Origin of the sequence: Rhodococcus sp. APC 3903, from assembly GCF_030407755.1 — a bacterium.
In the GTDB taxonomy this organism is placed as follows: Bacteria; Actinomycetota; Actinomycetes; order Mycobacteriales; family Mycobacteriaceae; genus Rhodococcus_F; species Rhodococcus_F erythropolis.
In genome coordinates this window covers 1-17,210 of record NZ_JASDCV010000037.1, presented here as the reverse complement: position 1 = coordinate 17,210, position 17,210 = coordinate 1, and the positions used below count along the sequence as shown (strand labels likewise).

The following is a 17,210-nucleotide window of genomic DNA, read 5'->3' as shown; positions in this document are numbered from 1 at the left end:
GCAAACACGAGACGCAGATCAGATGTGGTGACGAAGCTCGGTTCGGCACGCATGTGTAAACGTCGTGAATACCAAAATTTTCTGTGCTCCGGGAAACTCACAGCGACAAGACGTACGGTGTCCGGCACGTTGCGCAGAGGCAATGTGCCGGACACCGCCGACGTCTGGATCAGTAACTGATGATCTGCGGTGCGCCCAGCTGCTTGAGTCCTTCGACCCCGAACTCCAAGCCGTAGCCGGATTGCTTTGCGCCGCCGAACGGCACCCTTGGATCCACTGCACCGTGTTTGTTGATCCACACGGTTCCGGCTTCGATGCGGGCCGCTACCGCTCGCGCCCGATCGATGTTCGCCGACCAAACGGAGGCGCCGAGACCTACTTCGAGTGCGTTGGCCATCTCGATCGCCTCGTCCACCGTGGAGTATCGGACAATCGGTAGCGCGGGGCCGAACTGCTCCTGGGTCACCAGGTCGTTCGCGTTGTCGATGTCGGCGACGAGAGTCGTCGGATAGAAGTACCCGGCCTGCCCTGCAACCGGATCTCCGCCCAAGAGAACACGGGCGCCGGACTCCTTCGCAGCGTCGACCAATGCAGCCACGATGTCGAATTGTGCCTTGTTCTGCAGCGGACCGAGCACGTTGTTCTCGTTGAGCCCGACTCCCATCGGCATACTCGCCGCGACCTCTACGAGGGCGTCACAGACATCGTCGTAGACATCGTCGTGCACATACAACCGCTTGAGCGCAGCACACGTCTGCCCGGTGTTTATGAAAGCACCCCAAAACAAGTCCTGTGCAACAGCTTTCGCGTCCACATCCGGCAAGACGATACCTGCATCATTGCCGCCAAGCTCGAGGGTCAAACGCTTCACCGTGTCGGCGGACGACCGGATGATCGCTTTGCCCGTCGCTGTGGAACCGGTGAACATGAGCTTGTCGATGTCGGCGTGAGTGGACAGAGCCTCGCCGATGTCACGGCCGCCGGCTACGACGTGCAGAATGTCGGCGGGTAGTTGACTGTTGATCACATGAATCAAAGCGAGCACCGACAACGGCGTGTACTCCGATGGCTTCATGACCACCGTATTGCCCATTCTCAGAGCCGGGGCCAACTGCCACACGCTGATCATCATCGGCCAGTTCCATGGACCGATTGCGCCCACCACGCCCAGTGGGCGGTAGTGCAGTTCGGCGCGCACCTCTCCGTCGTCCACCACGTCCTCGGGCTGGAGATCGAAGCTTGCGGTAGCCCGGAGCCATGATGCACACGCCCCGACCTCGAAACGCGCGTTCGGCCCGTTGAGGGGTTTGCCCTGTTCACGCGAGAGGAGCTCTGCAAGTGCTTCGGAGTTGGCTTCGACAGCATTGGCGGCACGCAGAAGGCAGTCGCTGCGGTCATCATGAGAGGTAGCGGCCCAGGAGGACTGCGCTGTGCGGGCGCTCGAGATCGCATGTTCGAGGTCTGCGGTCGACTGCTCGGGAGCACGTCCCACCACGGCACCGGTGGCGGGATCGAGGATGTCCCGGCCTCCCGTGGAGGGCTGAATGGCGTCGAGGAGCTGCTGTATCGAAAACGAGGCGATCGTCATTGCGGAGTCCTTTCGAATGTGACTTAGATCATCAAAACATACGGATCGATCAATATCTAGACGTATCGTTCAAATATTGCCGAAACGGCTAGGCTGCAGCCTTTTGAACCGATGCAAATGCGAGCAAGCGGGCAAACGTCAGCGCCCCCGCACCCGCCCCGCTGTGCGCGGTCGAAGCTGATCCTCGACGTGCATTTCAGCCGCTAACATCACATACCCCGAGAAAGCTCGCATTCGGCGACCTGAACTACTGGACGTGCAATGACGCCGCTGCCCTATTCCCAGCGAGAACGGAACTCGGGGAGCTAGCGACGAATATGTCGAAGGGACTGGGCAAACGCATCGAGAGCGATCGGTACATCCTCGACACCGAAGGCGAGTGGCGGTCGAATCTTGAGCACCTCGTCGTATCGGCCGATCCGTCCGATGAGAACCCCATTGCGGCGCATGGCATCGACGATGACTTTGGCCGTAGGCCCGTCGGGGGCGCCGGTTGCCGCGTCGACGAATTGCATGCCCAGGAACATTCCGGTGCCTCGAACACCCGTAAGTCGGTCGTCTCCGTCGACCAACTCGCGGAAACCCCTCTCGAACTCCGCGGACACCGCCCGGGCACGTTCCAGCAGACCTTCGCTGTTCATCACCTTCAGTACAGCGTGCCCAGCTGACGCTGCGGCAGGGGTGGTGGCGAAGGTGTTGAAATAAGTGTTGTCGGCGGAGAACGGTTCGATAATCCCAGCGCTTGTTACGACAGCTCCGAGAGGGAATCCGTTGCCCATCGGTTTACCGAGCACGACCATGTCGGGGAGGAAATCCGCAGATTGAAAGCCCCACATGTGCTGGGCTGTACGACCGAACCCGCTCTGCACCTCATCGCAGATGACCACCCCGCCCGCCGTGCGTACGCGCGCGCAAAGTCCTTCGATATACCCCTCAGGGAGATCGGGCAGTCCTTCTGTGGAGAAGAGCGGGTCGAAGAGCACGGCGGAGAGCCCGTGCCCAGATTGTTCGAGTTCTGCTATGGCAGAGTCGATCTGAGCCAAGGCGTCGGCGAGCGAGAACTTCGAGTCGCGTGCATCCGGAGCAGTGAATGTGCGTACGTGTTCACCGAGCGGCTCGGACACGGGCAGCCCTGTGGTCAACGCCGCCAAAGCCTGGGTGTTGCCGTGGTAGCTGTGATCGCTGATCAAGATTCCGGAACTGCGTGTCTGAAATCGTGCCATGCGGAGAGCGAGATCGTTTGCCTCAGAGCCACTATTGGTGAAGAACATCCGATCCAGCGATTCGGGAAACAGAGCTAACAGCGCTTCGGCGTACGCAATGGGGGCATCGGTGAGGTACCGGCTGTGGACATTGACCGTCGACAACTGGCGCGTGACGGCATCGACGACGGCGGGATGGCAATGCCCGACGTGGGGGACGTTGTTGTAAGCGTCGAGATAGATTCGCCCATCAGGCCCGGTGACCCGCACTCCGCTCGCCGACACGATTTGCAGAGGGTCGTCGGCGTAGAACATGGGCGTATTCGGACCAAGCACGGAATAGCGGCGTCGCAGCAGATCGGCCGAACCGGACGCAGGACGAACGACGTGGCCGGAATGGAGTGCAGTCATCGGAACCTCAGAGTAGGCAGTACGGGGACGAGTGGTCGGTATTGTTCGCAAGCACGTCGGTGGCGGAATGCTGCTGGGCCAGGTAGCGGTCAGCGCCGCGAGCAGCCAGACTCACGAGAGAATCGGCGACGAAGTCCGCTGTGCGGTCACCGCGCCGGATTACGGGCACATCGAACATTGCTCCGGCACATGCACTGAGAAAGTGCGATTCGCCGGAGGTGACGTCGTTTCTGTCGAGCTGTGCATGTCGGAGATGGACGGCCAGGTCGCCCGACGGGAGAAGCCGAAGCCGAAAGATGTGGTTGTCGTGGTTTTTAACCGAGGCACTCTCGCACTCGGCCTGGCCGTCAGCGGAACTGTTCGAACTATCGGTCACCGCGCCCCTCCGACCCGCTAGAGCACCTCCCGCTCAGTGCAACAGGTGCGCCGGGAGTCCGGCCGCGACCGATTCGGGTGATGGCGCTCACTCGATGAGCGCACTATCAGCATTGCCGGATACCACGCCATAGTCAAGACGAGTGGTGCAATATTTGAACGGATCGATCATTTTCTCATGCAATTGGCCTCATGAGGAAGTTGTGGTCACGCCCTCGACCAGCGTCCGCATGGCACGGGCGACATCGTCACCCGTGTGGGTTCCGTGCGCGACACTGGTGAGCGCCGTTCTCATGGCTCCCGTGAGAAGTTCTGCGACCACCCGGAAGTGTTCTGCCGGCACGGCGGCGAGCTGCGTTGGTGACACGCTCGCGGCATAGTCCTGGGCTATGTGTTCGGCGATGACACTGGATGCATGCCCGCGGACGAGTGTGATGGCCTGGTCCAAGGACGGATCGTCGATCGCATAGAAGCGACCGAGCCTCGGTCGCGCCGCGATGTCAGCGATCGCAAGTGTCATATCGACGATTCGACTGGCGAAATCACCATCGGATGAATAGATCGCGGCCGCTTTGTCGATCAACTCATCGTTGACTTCTTCATACAGTTCACAAAAGAGCTGCTCGCGACCTTGTGGAAAATAGGTGTATAAGGTCCCTTTGGCGGCACCGGCGCGCTCGGCGATGTTCTCGACCGAAGCAGAACCGTAGCCGGACTCTGCGAACACTTCGAGGGCGGCATCGAGAAGTTCACGTCTGGTTCGAAGGCGGTTTCGCTGACGCAGAGTCAACCTCGGAGCCTGTTCCTCGGCGCTCACTCCCATGGTGCTGCTCCCTCTTCCGCTTCAACCGCACTCCGCCTGGAAGCCATTCACGCTGGCGGACTCGTCCTTGCGCGGCGCGACTGTTCGTCGCTCAGCCGGGCATGTCCCTACCGTGCGATGGTATACGCGCCTAGCAACGCCGCGACAGTCGAGGCCACAAGCAGAATGCGCGGGTGACAGGAAGTTGTCGGCCCTGTCAGGTGATCTCGCGCATTCGCCGGTGTGAGCCCGCAACGCGGAGTCACCAACGAACCCGTCGTCACCCCCAGCCGCAAGAAGGCCTTCCACCCTCTAACCGTCGCCGATGTCGAAAGCCTGTGTGACGACGCCGTTGCGGTCACCTTCGACGTGCCCGATGATCTTAACGACGAATTCCATTTCCGCCCAGGGCAATCGCTGATGCTCAGCCGCATGGTTGACGGTGTCGAGCATCGGCGGTCGTACTCCATCTGCGCCCCCGTCGGCGAACGTCCACGCGTCGGCGTCCGCGAGGTCACCGACGGTTTGTTCTCGTCGTGGCTCGTGCACGAGGTCAAGGCCGGCGACCGGATCGACGCGCAGGGACCGTCCGGAAGTTTCTATGCCGATCCGTCTGCAGGTGGCAGGCACGTCCTCATCGCAGCCGGATCCGGCATCACACCGATGCTGTCGATCGCCGGATCCCTGCTCACAAACCCCGGCGCCGAAGTTGTTCTGCTGTACGGTAACCGGCGTTCCCGGCCAGTCATGTTCGCCGAAGAAATCGCCGATCTCAAGGATCAATACGGCGCCCGATTCGACGTTGTCCACGTGCTCTCACGCGAACCGCGGGAGGTGGAGCTGTTCAGTGGCCGACTCGATGCCGATCGTCTACGAGCCATTCTCGACACCGTTGTCCCGACGCCCGACATCGATCACTTCTGGCTGTGCGGCCCCTTCGGTATGGTCAACGACGCGCAATCTGTGCTCTCCGAACTCGGCGTGCCGAAAAGCAGCATCCACCACGAACTCTTCTACGTCGACGATGTTCCTCCGCCGCAAGAGAAACATCACGAACCGGGCGTCACCGGACCGAGTAGCGAGGTCACCATCGTCCTCGACGGCCGCACGGTCACCGGCACACTGCCGCAAGACGAGTCGATACTCGACGCCGGTGAGCAACTGCGCTCCGACCTGCCGTCCGCCGGCAAGGGCGGTGTGTGCGGCACGTGCCGCGCGAAGGTCACCGTCGGTGACGTCGATATGCGTCGCAACTATGCACTAGAAGACAGCGAGGTCGACGCCGGTTTCGTCCGCACCTGCCAGACATTCCCCGTCAGCGACACCGTAACTGTCGATTTCGACGCCTGAATCTCCACTCGAAGCCCCGGAGCCCACCATGACCAGCGTCCTGCCCAGCCCGACCGACACACCCGACATCGAGAACGCGAGCCGCGATCGCATCTCGACACTGCAGCTCGACGCAAAAATTTTGGTACGCGAAGCGCTCAAGCCAGCATCGGGCGAGGACAGCTAACAGTGAAGTGTTGGAGCGCAGATTCGACCCCACCGGGTCGGTAGCGAGATTCCCGAACACGAAGCAGAATTCTGTGTTCTGTGCCGTTTCGGTGCTCGCCGACGGTCGAATTTGTTTACACGTATCGTGTCGAACTCATCTCGCTACCGCGGTTCGACCACTGAGTCGGAAGCCTGGTCGAGAGGCACAATTCAGTCAAGCCATCCGCCTCCACACATCCGTAAACGACCGTACGGTAAAGTTCTGGGATGCATTCCTATCGAGTGGCGCGGTCGCATGGTGCGTGCCAGTAAGCGTATAGAGATTCTAGAAGCGGCCGCCCGGGTCGTGGCTCGCGAAGGCATCGGCAGCATGACGTTCGAGTCCGTTGCCGAAGAATCCGGTCTGACCAAGGGGGGGATTCTGTATCACTTCCGCAGCAGAGAAGAGATGCTTCGCGGTATACACCAGCACCTCGCCGACACCTGGGAGGCGGACATGATTGCGGTCGGCGGCGGAACTTGGGACACGCTGACGCCGACCGAGAGGCTCATTGCGTACATCGACGTCGCTACACACGGTACGACTCGCACGGAACTGCTACTGATGCTGGAAGGTTCCACCGACCCGCAACTGGCGACAGCATGGAACGACGTACTCACTCGGTGGGCACCACCGATCAACGCGGAGGATGCACTGGCGGAGCCGGCCATGATCATGGCGCGTCTCGCCGCCGACGGCTTGTGGATGTACGAAGCTCTCAGCGAATCCCCGTTGAGCCCTTCTGCCCGACGCGCAATCGCGGACCACATTGTTGCTGGCCTGGCCTAGATTTGGTCCACGGTCCACCTTGCCAATCTGAGTGAAATGGACTGCGCCCCTACACCTTCGTCGGGCGGAGGGGCGCAGACGGTTCGTGTGTTGCCCGAATGACGGTCAGCCCGCGTGCACGAGGACCTCTCCGTCAGGCAGATCATCCTTCTTGGCACGGACGACGAAGAACACCACCGGCGAGATCACCGCGACGAACACAGCCGCAATACCGAAGACGCTGTGGTAGCTGGCCACCTCCGCATGGAATAGGCCCTCCATGCTCGATGCCAGCGGATTGTCAAGGAGGTGTGTCTGCTTTGTCGAGGTATACACCGAGGTGAAGATAGCTGCACCGAGCGCGCCGCCAACCTGCAGAGTGGCGTTGACCAAGGCACTCGCGGCACCGGCGTCGTGATCGGGAACCCCGATCAAGGCCACATTCTGCAAGGGAATGATAAGCAGACCCAGCCCGAGACCGACGAGAACCAGCGCGGGGAACACATGAGTCCAGTACGAGGTGTCGATGTCGATCCTCAGTAGCATAAGTAGACCGACGGCCGACAAGAGCGGCCCCACGGACATCAACGGTTTGGGGCCGAACCTCGGCATCAGAGACGACGCGACGCCTGCTGTGACGAAGATGCCTCCGGTGATCGGCATGGAAGCCAAACCTGCGATCACGGGACTGTACTGAAGCACAATCTGGAAGTAGAACGTCAGGAACAAGGTGGCCCCCACCAGAACGGTGCCCACCATCATCGATGCAAAGAACGCCGGCCCGCGGTCACGATGGAAAAGCACGCGCAGGGGCAGCAGCGGGTTGGCCGTGCGGCTCTCGATGATGCCGAACGCGATGATCAACAGGACACCCGCGCCAATGAACGCCACCGTCGACGGCGAACCCCATCCGGTCTCCGCACGCGTGAATCCGTAAACCAGCGATCCGAGCCCCAGAGCGATTACAACGGCACCGGGGATATCGTATCGGGTGTCGCCCTCTGCCTTCGACTCCTCGATCACTGCATATGCAGCGACGACCGCTATGACGGCAACCGGAACGTTCACCAGCAGGCACCACCGCCAGCTCAGGTACTCGGTGAGGACGCCACCGAGAAGTAGGCCCACTGCGGCGCCGCCGCCGGCAATGGCACCGAACACACCGAACGCCTTCGCCCGTTCCTTCGGTTCAGTGAACGTCACGGTCAGGATCGCCAACGCGGCCGGAGCGAGAAGCGCGGCGAACACTCCCTGCCCGGCACGTGCAGCGAACAAGTGCCACGACTCTTGAGCGACGCCACCGAAGGCCGACGCTACGGCGAACCCGGTCATCCCGACGAGGAATGACTTACGCCGTCCCCAGTAGTCGGAGATGCGCCCACCCAGCAGCAGCAGCGCACCGAACGCAAGCGCGTAAGCGGTGACCACCCAGGTTCGACTGCCGTCGGAAATGCCGAGATCCGCCTGAGCCTGCGGAAGAGCAATGTTCACGATCGTGGCGTCGAGCACGATCATCAACTGTGTGGCCGCGATAATGACCAGCACCAGCCAGCGTCGTGCATGATTCGGATTCTGATCAGGGGAAGTATGGACTGTTTTAGTGGACGTCTGACCGTCCAGCGCGTGGGACACGCGCCACCTCCAAAGAATGATGAGTTGGATGTGAAGGAAGTGGAACCCGGCAATAAAACCAGCCGAAATCGAAATCGTCAAATGCAGAGGCGCCTTGTGCAGCAGCACATTTCGTGAATTGACAGATCCGCTTGATCGTGAGCAATGCACCCCTGACAGTGCATCACGGATCAATCGGATACGAGCGACAATGGGACATCGGCAATGGAATATCAATCGATTTCACTACGATGAACCTGCCCTCTTTCGCGTCGAAGCTTGCATCCGCCTACCTGCAGTTTTCGCCCATTCCGCCACCCGAGAAAGCCCCTGGAAGCTCTACGAAATCTTGTGTCGCTCCGCTTCAAACTGTACTTCCTGTACAGTAAGCCGCGCGGGGCGGATCCAAGAACCCCGCCACTACGCCCATCCGACGATCGATACCCGAGAACAAGCTTCCAACATTGAAGGTGAGAACGTGTCGAGAAATTCGACCGGATGCATGGAGCGCGTGAACGCAGAAAAGGTGCGTCGCGTCCCGCCATAGGTCACCGACCGACAGTGGATCCCTGTCGCGCACAGTGTGTTCAGCCCGTGCACCTGACCGAAGACCCCTGTTCTCGACGGCGAAAGATTGCGAGTTCCTCTTCTCTCGTCCGGGGCCCGGCCGATGCCTGAACCCGAAAGTCCGAAACCCGGTTTGTCGGGTTTACGCCCTCCAGTGAACTACATCAAGCAAACCTTTGGCAACCTACATGAATTAAGCGGAGAGGCAGATCACAGCAAACAAAATCTGAATATCCTTCATTGCAGGAGTTGAGATCTCGGATAGTCACGCACCAACACCGCACAGCGACACTTCGGATCGCCACACATCAAGACAAGCCTCCAGCTATCTCGACGTGCACGAAGACAGAGCACACACACTGCACACCTGACGATCAAGAATCCAGGCAACACCTTCGCATTGCCTGCTTTGGAGCCATTAAGACCGAAGCCCAATCCCCTTGCCGGAGCGCGGTCTCCGCTTCCCCGCGCGCAAGGCTTCTGCACCATCCATGAATACACCGAGGAAGATGTCTTCTCACCACATCGGCATCCCTACTGCCTTCGCAGCGCCCCCTGCACATCTGCCGCCATACTAGGGCTCTTGAGCATCTCCACAATTGTGGGGCGGAGATCGATGTACCGATCATCTGCGGTCATCGAGACAAGCATGTTGCGAACGGGGACGTCTTCCTCGAGATACAGATCTTCGAGCGTACCGATGAGATAATCGTGCGCGTTCTCTTCGAGGCCATCGGATACGAGGTATGTGATGACCTCGCTTAGCCCTCGAATTCCGAAACGGAGTACGAGCGTTTCCGCTGCGATCCCCATCGGTCCCATATCGGGGTGCCGCAACTGCTCGGATACCAGGAGGAAATCACGTTCACCTTCGGCGCTGGTACGAAACCAGCGCAGACCGGACGACACAGGAGCCCAATTCCCTTGCTGAAGTGCCGTCTCTGCTTCTTCGCGTGAGGCTGCTACATCATCCATGGCCGCATTCTCTGATCATTTCGACTTACTGCGTAGAATGGGCACACAAACACCGGGGCCTACTGCGGCTTCAATACGCCTTGCAAACCCTGCGCCAACCTCGGCTCGCCCAGTATCTCGGTGACGACTGGCCACAGTTGCACATAGCGCTCATCGGCGATCATCGAGAGAAGAGCATCCCGGACGGGGATATCTTCCTCCATATACAGCTCTTCCAGTACACCGAAAATCTGCTCGTGCGCATTCGCCTCGATGTCGTCGGACACCAGATACTTGATAACTTCCGACAACCCCACTGCACCGTAGCGCCGTACCAGCGTGCGAGCAGCGATCTTCATCGGCACCAAGTTCGGGTACCGCAGCTGCTCAACCACGAGGCCGAAGTCCGTAGGGCCTTCGGCGTTGCCTTGGAACCAGCGCAGACCGGCCGAGACCGAAGCCCAATCCCCTTGCCGGAGTGCCGTCTCTGCTTCTTCGCGTGAGGCTGCTACATCATCCATGGCCGTATTCTCCCTGATCATTTCGTCTTCTCACCGTAGTTGTCCGCGGCCAATCGTTCGCGGGCGGCATCGCGCTGCGCTTCCAGACCTGGGCCTTGGATCTTCACGGTGTTCAGATCTGATTCGCGGTTGACCATGTCCAGGTTGGCTCGTGCTTGTTCGCGCTGAGCTTCCAGTCCGGGCCCTTGGGTTTTCGCTATCTGTTGGTCGCGGGACTGATCAGCAGGGGTGTAGCTGTTTTCGAATTCCGTACGTGCATGGGCACGTTGGGATTCGAGCCCTGGTCCTTGCAGTTTCGAGTCCTGCTGGTTCTGCGTTTGCGCAGCGGCCGTGTACCCAGCGGCTCCGGTAGTGGCAGCTCCCGAGCTTTGTTTCGGAGGTTGTGTGGAGTTGGGCGATGAAGTGGGGGCGGCGCTTCGTTCCGATTCCGGTTTCCACGCGCGAGCACTGGCGATCTCCTCCTCCGTGGCTGGGCGAGCGTTGTTATTGTCGAGTTTCGGAAATTCCTTGCCATCTGGCCGCCTATTGACAACTACTTCGACGACATGGGGAGTTTCGACCGTTCCGTGCGGATTCCCAGCAAGATCGACACGCCTAACGATGTTTCCGTTCTCGTCGTACTCGGCATAGTTGCGGACTTTGCCATCTTCATCGAGCCGAACGAGTGCGCCGTTCTTCGGACCATCTTCAACCGGGAAGAACTTCGATCCGCGGGAGCTTCCGCCGGTGCCCGCGTAGACGTCGGCGTTCGCGAGTTTCTCGGTCAGTGTGGGGGCGGGGGCAGGAGCTGTCGACGGCTTGTCGACAGCATGGCGACCTGCTTGTTCCGTCGCATCCTTCGCCCCATCCTTGCCTAGTTTCAAAGCAGCCGATGCGCCCTTGCTGCCGACGACCGCGGTGACGATGTTTCCTGTGACTTTCCCTGTGGCATAGGCGCCGTCGCCGCCTGCGTAGTCATCCCACGCAACAGTCTCCTTACCGACGTTCTTCCACGAATCCTTCACCCCCGGTGCGCCTTCGCCGCCGAGACCGACCAACGCGCCGACTCCTTGCCAGGACTCTTTGACTCCGGGGCCACCTTCACCTCCGTAACCAATGAGCGGGCCCATCCCCAGCACATTGTCCTTGACCGCTGTTCCCACTCCGGCGCCGAAATCTTTCACTCCGTCGAGAACACCGCTCCAGGACGGATCGGCCAGGATCGGAAAGATGGAGTCGGGCTCGGGGTAAACGTGTTGGACCAACTCGTTCCCGTCGATCTCGTACTCGGTGGGGACGGGCTTTCCTGTGGCGTCGTACGCCCACGGGGCGTCGTAGTGTGTGACCTCGCGTCCTGCCGCATCGAACACCGAAATCGAACCGTCAGGGTTCTTGGTCGCGTGTCCGCCTTCGGGGACATTGAGCGGGAATCGGTAGCTGCGCGGCGAAGTCGCATCGTTGATGAGCACCAGTGTGCGTTCGCCACCGTGCTCGTTGGGCACGGTGATCTGCTCGAATCCCCCGGGTGCATAACGGACCAGAGGTGCACTGGCTGAACCGACGCCGGCCACTACAGATTCGGGTGTTCGGGGGCTGAACGGTCCAGACCGCCCACGCACCCCGATCCCGGCGGCGGTGAAACCTGCTGCGCCGACCAACACGAGTTCGAGGTACCGGTCACGTCCGTCGTCCTCGTCGAGCTCCGGGGTCGCCACAGACGGGGTCGATTCCTGATGTCCGGAAACAGTATTCGTTGTCGCTGCGGGAACCGGGCCGGGACCGCGATCGGAGGTCGATGTGGGTGCGGTCGATCCAGCGGGTTGCGGGGTGGTCGGTGCAGGTCCGCTGGTGGTCGTCGGAACCGGAACACCTGCAGGATTCTCAACCCCCGAGGTTGGTGGTGTGCCAGGTGTTCCTGGCAGTGCGCCACCGGGGACGGGAACGATGGGGGTGCCGTTGTAGGTGGGGAAGTTCGTCGGAGCGTTCGCGCCGACGTTCGGGCCGCCGCCCGGAGCTTGCGCACCCGGCAACCCGACCGTGGTCGTCGGCGCGGCCGTGGACGTCGTGGTGGGAGCGGTCAGGCACGGGTTGATGTACTCCGGCGGGATGGGGGCGCCAGGTGGCAGTGAGGCGATCAGGTTCAGGTAGATCTGATGATCACGCGCCCGCACCGCCGCACAATCCTCCGCAGGCCCCGCAGAAGCAGGCCCCGCGGTCAATGCGATACCCGCACCGATCACCCCAGCAGTTCCGGTCAACACAGCGCCGGCAGCCAGAACCCCCGCCACCGACCTACGCAGCGCCATCCTCGCCGTGCCTATCTGGGCAGGCGTCACCGGCGATCACCCGACGTGTTCGACTTCTTCCGAATCTCGGCGATGAGCTTGTCTGCACCCCACCAGAACACCCGCCCTGCGATCGACATCCACAAAAAGAACGCCAGATACACCAGAATCGTCCCGTAATCCGCCGCCCACCCTCCGAGGCGTCCGATCACCGCGAACGCCGCGATAAGTAGTGCGAGCCCGAACACGGTCGCGATCACGCCCTTCGACGTTTCGCTCAGTTCACTGTCCGGGTCCCAGTCGTCGACATCCGCGGCGCGGCCACCACGAGCTGTGGCCGGCGGCTCCATCATCGGGCGGGACCGAACATGTTCGGCGTTACGGACATTCATCACTACTCCAAACGGTGAACAGGCAAGTCGGACAACGGATACGGCACAAGGAACGTGATCATGTGAGATCAGGGATCAGAATGACCGTCGCGCGTGAGATGTGCGGGGCGAGCGGACCGGGTTGGGCAGTCGAGCTTTGGTGTCAGTTCCAGTGCTGATACGTCTGCACGATGAAACCGGCATTCGCCGGATGATTCGGGTCTGAAAGATAGACGTTGACGTAACCGCCCGGATGTGAAGCAGCCTCGCCGATCACGTCAGCTTCGCTTCCGTTGAGCCATCCGTCAGCGGTCCCTGTCAGAGCCGAACCTTGTTCGAGCTCGACCCAGCGCTGCGAGCCGGGAACGATGTTCGCGACCGCATCGGGGATCGGGCTCGCAGCCAGCGCAGCGGTTTCCGCATTCGAGAGCGACAAACCGATCCGGCCCTGATCGGGCTCGACGGTCGGAGTCGCAGCCGATGCCAAGCCCCCGCCGAGAACACCGATCACGGCGATACCTGCGGTGACCGCACCGGCAGTGGCTACTGTACGAATCTTCATGACGTTTCTCCTCTGTATGGCGATGATGGGTGTGCCCGTGAAACGGGCCTGTGTGACGGGTATGCGCGGTCACGATCTGACCTGCGCAGATCAGGCTGAGATAATGACGCTGACGTTAAACATCTGGGGCAGAACCGGATCGGGCCGAAAGTGCAGCAGCTGAAACGGGTTGGCGGCGGGTCAGAGCCAGGTGGGATCGGAATAGACGAACACACTGTTATCCGATGTCGCTGTCGACACCGCAAACTGTGCGTACGAACGGATCGTCACCGGGCCCATGCACGCATCGACCTTGACGTGCACGTTCTCCGCCGTGATCGACGCCTTCGCAGCCTCGAGATCCTTCTTCCCCAACGGGATCGTCGTGATCGTGCCCGGCGCGATCGTCGTCTGGATGCTCGGGTTCACCGAGGCATTCACGCCGACGTTCGCAGACGGAACCCCCGAAATGCTGACACCGACCGACGGGCCGAGCGAAAAGCCCAGTCCCAGGCCGAGTCCGGAGGAGACGTCGATTTGGCAGCCGATCTGCAGGCCCTGCTCGATGTAGCCCGACTTCACCGCAGAGCTGCCGGATCCGGTGATGGTGCCGGTGACCTTCGCCGACACGAATCCCTCGCGGGTGAATGCGGTTGTCGCCAGGTTCGGGACCGGGTTCGCCGACAGCTTGGTAGCCGCCAAATCCAACGTCCACCCGTCATCGGTGACCGTGCTAGCAAACTCGTCAGGCAGCGCCGTCGGGGTCGCCGACGCACTCCCCGCGAACGCAAGGCTGCCCACCATCAACGCCACTGAGACCGCAGCACAAGCACCCGCAGCCTTGAACGTTCCGCGTCCCCGCATCGTCGATCCGGGGGTGGTGCTTGTCATCGTGTCCATGCGCGAGCCTCCGTCAGTGAGTGAGCAGTTCAGCAAACTCGGCGATTGCCGAAACATAACTGAACGTCTGACCGGGACGCTACAACACCGCATGCATGCCCGACTAGCCTCCGATGTCCGAATCCGCCAACCCAAAGTCGTACCCGAAGTTACGGAAACATTTCCGGAACACTCGGACCAGGCGGTTTGTTCGCAGATGGCGGGTGACCGGGCTCACGATCACGAAATGGTGACAGACGGAACGAATGCAGTGACTTTCCGGCAACCAGTCGTTTGAACCGGTTTTACGAATACCCTATCTGCGGTTGCGATGCGGAATGGCGAGACCGAAGGGCCGATTCGACGAGACGCACGTAGGACGGCGAATCCGCAGGAATCACTGGGCGGTGATCGGAGATGCGGAGTTTGGTGGCCAGATCTGCCAGCAGGTTCAGCGAGGGTGTGGAGAGACCGGTGGCCGCCAGCAGTAGGGCTTTGTGCGCCGGGTCGTCGAGTCGGCCGATGATGTCGGCGTCCTCGACGTGAGCATCACCGCTCGCGACAGGGGCGGCGAAGAAGTAGCCACGAGAGACACCGAAGAATGCCGCGAGGGCGTCGACGACCTCGTCGGACGGGCTCGAGCGGTGCCCGCAGCGCAGCTGAGAAAGGTACGGCTTGGAGATCCGGCAACCATGTTCGAGAAGGCCGCGCACGACTGCGGCGTTGGTGAGGTTCGGGTCCCCGGCGGCGAACAGTTCGTTCAGGCGAGTGCGGAAAACGTTCCCGCTCGCCGTGTGCCCCGCGGTCACCGAGACTGTGTCTTCGTTGCCGGGCGTCATGTCCGCACCTTATTGGAGACAGACTCGAAAACTCGGAGGCCGATGTACGTGGCGGCGGCGATCGCAGGCTCCTGGCACCCGCCCTGGCTGTGTTGCGCGTTTTTCGCTTGTAAGATCGTGGCACTGCGGATCCACAGGATGAGCCGGAGGTTTCACCTCGTTTTCTCGGGGGTGCCTCCGGTTTTCTGCTGTTCGGACGTAGTTCCCGCTCTCCGTTTGCGTTCTACAGCCGCCTTTTCGCCGCTTGGCGCGCTGCGATCCTCTTCTGATCCTTCGCGGTCAGTGGGACGGGAGGTGCTTCCGGCTCGTCGACCGGTCGGTAGTTCGCCAGACCGAGTGCGATGTCCGGGTGGACCAGGATCTCTGGGCGGCCTTTGGCGTCGATGTAGGGCATTTAGTTCTCCTCGGTGAGGTCTCGTAGTTGGATGATGTTCCGCCGGCCGAACGACCCGTCGGGGCGCTGGTAGCGGCCTTCGTGCGAGCTGACGAGGGGCGCAGTGGTTGCAGCGACTGTCCTGATCGCGTGGTCACATGCAGGTCGGGTAAGTTCCGAGGCTGCGTTCGCCTCACTCGCCGGGACCTGCCCGGTCCCGGCTTCATCAGGTAACACGGTGCGCTACAGGCTTAATAGCGGCGGTGACCGCCGTCTGAACAGCGCACTCACCACCAACATCCGTCGTGAGGATGCGGGTTGATCCCCAAACTCGCGCCTATGTCGAACGTCGACGAGGCGAAGGCCGCACAACCAAGGAGATCATGCGACCCCTCAAGCGTTGTGTCACCCGGCAGCTGTTCCGGACACTCGCCGCTGCACACCCAATCTTGGTGTCTTGACAGATATAGAAGCATCCCGGAGTTTCCGGAGAACTCGGGGGTACATCACGTCGGTCATGCGTTAAGCCTAGTGAGAGTACCCAAGGGCAAGCCCTCGGGTGCAACTCAAGTTGTTTGTATGCGAAGCGATCACTGCGCTGACGGTACGGCCTCTTCCCGCACCGCTTCTGCTAGAGCCGCGGCGACCTCATCGACAGTCATGATTGCCGTGTTGAGTGCGAGAATCCCGGCGAGCAGAGGAGAATGCCGCGTCACCTCGTCCTTGGAGACGTGATGCCACACCGGAAGGACAAGATTTTCGCCTGTGTCCATCTTTTTGCCGAAAAGCGCATCCAACTCAGCATTCGTCCACTGTTTGGCGAAGAAGTCCGGCGAAATTATGACCACACCGAAGCGGGAGTTAGAAATCCCCTCTTCGATGCTTTGTCGGATTGAATGCCCAACCTTGATCCGGATCTCGTCAAACCAGACGCTGACACCAAGGGCTTCCAACGCCTCCTTGAGCGGGCGGGCGATCTCGTCCTTGTCCTCACTCGCGTGAGACAGGAACACATCGTGCTCGGGACGCTCAAGCGATATCGGCGGCGCACTGGTGGCGGCACGGTGCACAGGACTGGGGGCAGTACGGTTAACGAGCGGAGATGTGAATTGCGAAGCGGCCCGGTCATTCGCGCGGGTGAGTTCTTCCAGCTTTCGCTCCCTGGTTTGGTCCTGAGCCGTTCGTTCTTTGTCGACCTTCCCTTGCGCGTTGTTCGCTTTTACTTCGGTGGCCGCGAGCTTCTTTTCCAAATCGGCCCGCTTCTTCTCGGCGTCGTTGGCTGCCTTGGTCAGACGATCTGCTTCTGCACGTTTACTCCTCTGCGTTGAGAGGCTTTTAGATTTATCTGCGGCTTGAGCTGCTGCGAGGGCCTTCTTCCGCTTGTCGGCAACGGCGCCCGAGGCAGAGCCGATGTCTTTTCGCAGTCGTTCGGCTTCTGTCCTGTACCGCTTGAGTTCTGACTCTGCGCTCATGTACGAACCTCGTATCTGATGGAACCAGCAGCGTCGACCTTCGACGAATAGGACGTTACAGAGCGACTACGTCACTAATTGCCAACTCAGCTTTCGATTCCGCGGCATCGTTGCTTATGTTTGAATCGCACCGGC

At 60.9% G+C, this 17,210-nt stretch carries 17 protein-coding genes and 1 pseudogene; 5 read left to right on the top strand and 13 right to left on the bottom strand.

All coding sequences use genetic code 11. The features are described from left to right. Positions 1-169 precede the first annotated feature (169 nt). The gene (locus QMA15_RS30190) at positions 170-1,588 is read right to left on the bottom strand and encodes an aldehyde dehydrogenase family protein (protein ID WP_290288254.1); all 1,419 of its coding nucleotides are present in this window, start codon (positions 1,586-1,588) and stop codon (positions 170-172) included. A 305-nt stretch (positions 1,589-1,893) separates the two neighbouring features. Further along, positions 1,894-3,201: an aminotransferase class III-fold pyridoxal phosphate-dependent enzyme gene (locus QMA15_RS30185; protein WP_290288251.1), complete on the bottom strand. Its 1,308-nt coding sequence runs from the start codon at positions 3,199-3,201 to the stop codon at positions 1,894-1,896. A 31-nt stretch (positions 3,202-3,232) separates the two neighbouring features. Between QMA15_RS30185 and QMA15_RS30180 the strand changes: the two genes are divergently transcribed. Next, positions 3,233-3,598 carry a hypothetical protein gene (locus QMA15_RS30180; protein ID WP_290288249.1) on the top strand — a complete coding sequence of 122 codons (366 nt, stop codon included), beginning with the start codon at positions 3,233-3,235 and terminating at the stop codon, positions 3,596-3,598. A gap of 168 nt (positions 3,599-3,766) precedes the next feature. Here QMA15_RS30180 and QMA15_RS30175 read toward each other — a convergent pair whose 3' ends face one another. Continuing rightward, complete coding sequence (locus tag QMA15_RS30175) at positions 3,767-4,399, bottom strand: TetR/AcrR family transcriptional regulator (protein ID WP_290288247.1); 633 nt, start codon at positions 4,397-4,399, stop codon at positions 3,767-3,769. A 222-nt stretch (positions 4,400-4,621) separates the two neighbouring features. On the opposite strand from QMA15_RS30175, the gene paaE reads away from it, so the two are divergent. The 3 genes from paaE (at position 4,622) to QMA15_RS30160 (ending at position 6,704) form a co-directional block, all read left to right on the top strand. Next, on the top strand, positions 4,622-5,728 hold the full coding sequence (paaE, locus tag QMA15_RS30170; RefSeq protein WP_290288245.1) for a 1,2-phenylacetyl-CoA epoxidase subunit PaaE: 1,107 nt from the start codon (positions 4,622-4,624) through the stop codon (positions 5,726-5,728). A 28-nt stretch (positions 5,729-5,756) separates the two neighbouring features. Further along, a complete protein-coding gene (locus QMA15_RS30165) occupies positions 5,757-5,894 on the top strand; it encodes a hypothetical protein (protein WP_290288243.1) in 138 nt (45 codons plus the stop codon). Positions 5,895-6,170: 276 nt separating this feature from the next. Beyond that, entirely contained in the window at positions 6,171-6,704 is a 534-nt protein-coding gene (locus tag QMA15_RS30160) for a TetR/AcrR family transcriptional regulator (RefSeq protein ID WP_290288241.1), read from the top strand. A 105-nt stretch (positions 6,705-6,809) separates the two neighbouring features. Here the strand turns inward: QMA15_RS30160 and QMA15_RS30155 are convergent, their stop codons facing one another. The 9 genes from QMA15_RS30155 to QMA15_RS30115 all read right to left on the bottom strand — a co-directional run bounded on the left by QMA15_RS30155 (position 6,810) and on the right by QMA15_RS30115 (position 15,624). Further along, positions 6,810-8,315, bottom strand: a complete 1,506-nt coding sequence (locus QMA15_RS30155) for an MFS transporter (protein ID WP_290288238.1) — start codon at positions 8,313-8,315, stop codon at positions 6,810-6,812. Positions 8,316-9,395: 1,080 nt separating this feature from the next. Further along, positions 9,396-9,836, bottom strand: a complete 441-nt coding sequence (locus QMA15_RS30150; protein WP_290288236.1) for a hypothetical protein — start codon at positions 9,834-9,836, stop codon at positions 9,396-9,398. A gap of 59 nt (positions 9,837-9,895) precedes the next feature. Beyond that, positions 9,896-10,336, bottom strand: coding sequence for a hypothetical protein (locus tag QMA15_RS30145; RefSeq protein ID WP_290288234.1), 441 nt, complete (start codon positions 10,334-10,336; stop codon positions 9,896-9,898). A gap of 17 nt (positions 10,337-10,353) precedes the next feature. Continuing rightward, entirely contained in the window at positions 10,354-12,651 is a 2,298-nt protein-coding gene (locus QMA15_RS30140; RefSeq protein WP_290288232.1) for a polymorphic toxin type 24 domain-containing protein, read from the bottom strand. Further along, entirely contained in the window at positions 12,648-12,992 is a 345-nt protein-coding gene (locus tag QMA15_RS30135; RefSeq protein WP_290288230.1) for a hypothetical protein, read from the bottom strand. Before QMA15_RS30135 ends, QMA15_RS30140 begins: the two co-directional genes overlap by 4 nt. 142 nt (positions 12,993-13,134) lie before the next feature. Next, positions 13,135-13,533, bottom strand: a complete 399-nt coding sequence (locus QMA15_RS30130; RefSeq protein ID WP_290288227.1) for a hypothetical protein — start codon at positions 13,531-13,533, stop codon at positions 13,135-13,137. A 180-nt stretch (positions 13,534-13,713) separates the two neighbouring features. Continuing rightward, positions 13,714-14,412, bottom strand: coding sequence for an MspA family porin (locus tag QMA15_RS30125; protein ID WP_290288224.1), 699 nt, complete (start codon positions 14,410-14,412; stop codon positions 13,714-13,716). A 284-nt stretch (positions 14,413-14,696) separates the two neighbouring features. Next, complete coding sequence (locus QMA15_RS30120; protein ID WP_290288222.1) at positions 14,697-15,230, bottom strand: helix-turn-helix domain-containing protein; 534 nt, start codon at positions 15,228-15,230, stop codon at positions 14,697-14,699. 223 nt (positions 15,231-15,453) lie between these two features. Continuing rightward, positions 15,454-15,624: a hypothetical protein gene (locus QMA15_RS30115; RefSeq protein ID WP_290288220.1), complete on the bottom strand. Its 171-nt coding sequence runs from the start codon at positions 15,622-15,624 to the stop codon at positions 15,454-15,456. 85 nt (positions 15,625-15,709) lie between these two features. Here QMA15_RS30115 and QMA15_RS30110 point away from each other — a divergent pair. Beyond that, positions 15,710-16,064: pseudogene (locus QMA15_RS30110) on the top strand (IS110 family transposase); the annotation flags it as partial. Between the two features lie 129 nt (positions 16,065-16,193). On the opposite strand, the gene QMA15_RS30105 reads toward QMA15_RS30110, so the two are convergent. Beyond that, on the bottom strand, positions 16,194-17,075 hold the full coding sequence (locus tag QMA15_RS30105; RefSeq protein WP_290288218.1) for a toll/interleukin-1 receptor domain-containing protein: 882 nt from the start codon (positions 17,073-17,075) through the stop codon (positions 16,194-16,196). Between the last annotated feature and the right edge of the window lie 135 nt (positions 17,076-17,210).

Excerpts from the sequence above, each read along its gene's own strand:
- QMA15_RS30190 (WP_290288254.1), bottom strand. The coding sequence starts at position 1,588 with ATGACGATCGCCTCGTTTTCGATACAGCAGCTCCTCGACGCCATTCAG.
- QMA15_RS30185 (WP_290288251.1), bottom strand. The coding sequence starts at position 3,201 with ATGACTGCACTCCATTCCGGCCACGTCGTTCGTCCTGCGTCCGGTTCG.
- QMA15_RS30175 (WP_290288247.1), bottom strand. The coding sequence starts at position 4,399 with ATGGGAGTGAGCGCCGAGGAACAGGCTCCGAGGTTGACTCTGCGTCAG.
- QMA15_RS30165 (WP_290288243.1), top strand. The coding sequence starts at position 5,757 with ATGACCAGCGTCCTGCCCAGCCCGACCGACACACCCGACATCGAGAAC.
- QMA15_RS30160 (WP_290288241.1), top strand. The coding sequence starts at position 6,171 with ATGGTGCGTGCCAGTAAGCGTATAGAGATTCTAGAAGCGGCCGCCCGG.
- QMA15_RS30150 (WP_290288236.1), bottom strand. The coding sequence starts at position 9,836 with ATGGATGATGTAGCAGCCTCACGCGAAGAAGCAGAGACGGCACTTCAG.
- QMA15_RS30145 (WP_290288234.1), bottom strand. The coding sequence starts at position 10,336 with ATGGATGATGTAGCAGCCTCACGCGAAGAAGCAGAGACGGCACTCCGG.
- QMA15_RS30135 (WP_290288230.1), bottom strand. The coding sequence starts at position 12,992 with ATGAATGTCCGTAACGCCGAACATGTTCGGTCCCGCCCGATGATGGAG.
- QMA15_RS30130 (WP_290288227.1), bottom strand. The coding sequence starts at position 13,533 with ATGAAGATTCGTACAGTAGCCACTGCCGGTGCGGTCACCGCAGGTATC.
- QMA15_RS30125 (WP_290288224.1), bottom strand. The coding sequence starts at position 14,412 with ATGGACACGATGACAAGCACCACCCCCGGATCGACGATGCGGGGACGC.
- QMA15_RS30120 (WP_290288222.1), bottom strand. The coding sequence starts at position 15,230 with ATGACGCCCGGCAACGAAGACACAGTCTCGGTGACCGCGGGGCACACG.
- QMA15_RS30115 (WP_290288220.1), bottom strand. The coding sequence starts at position 15,624 with ATGCCCTACATCGACGCCAAAGGCCGCCCAGAGATCCTGGTCCACCCG.
- QMA15_RS30105 (WP_290288218.1), bottom strand. The coding sequence starts at position 17,075 with ATGAGCGCAGAGTCAGAACTCAAGCGGTACAGGACAGAAGCCGAACGA.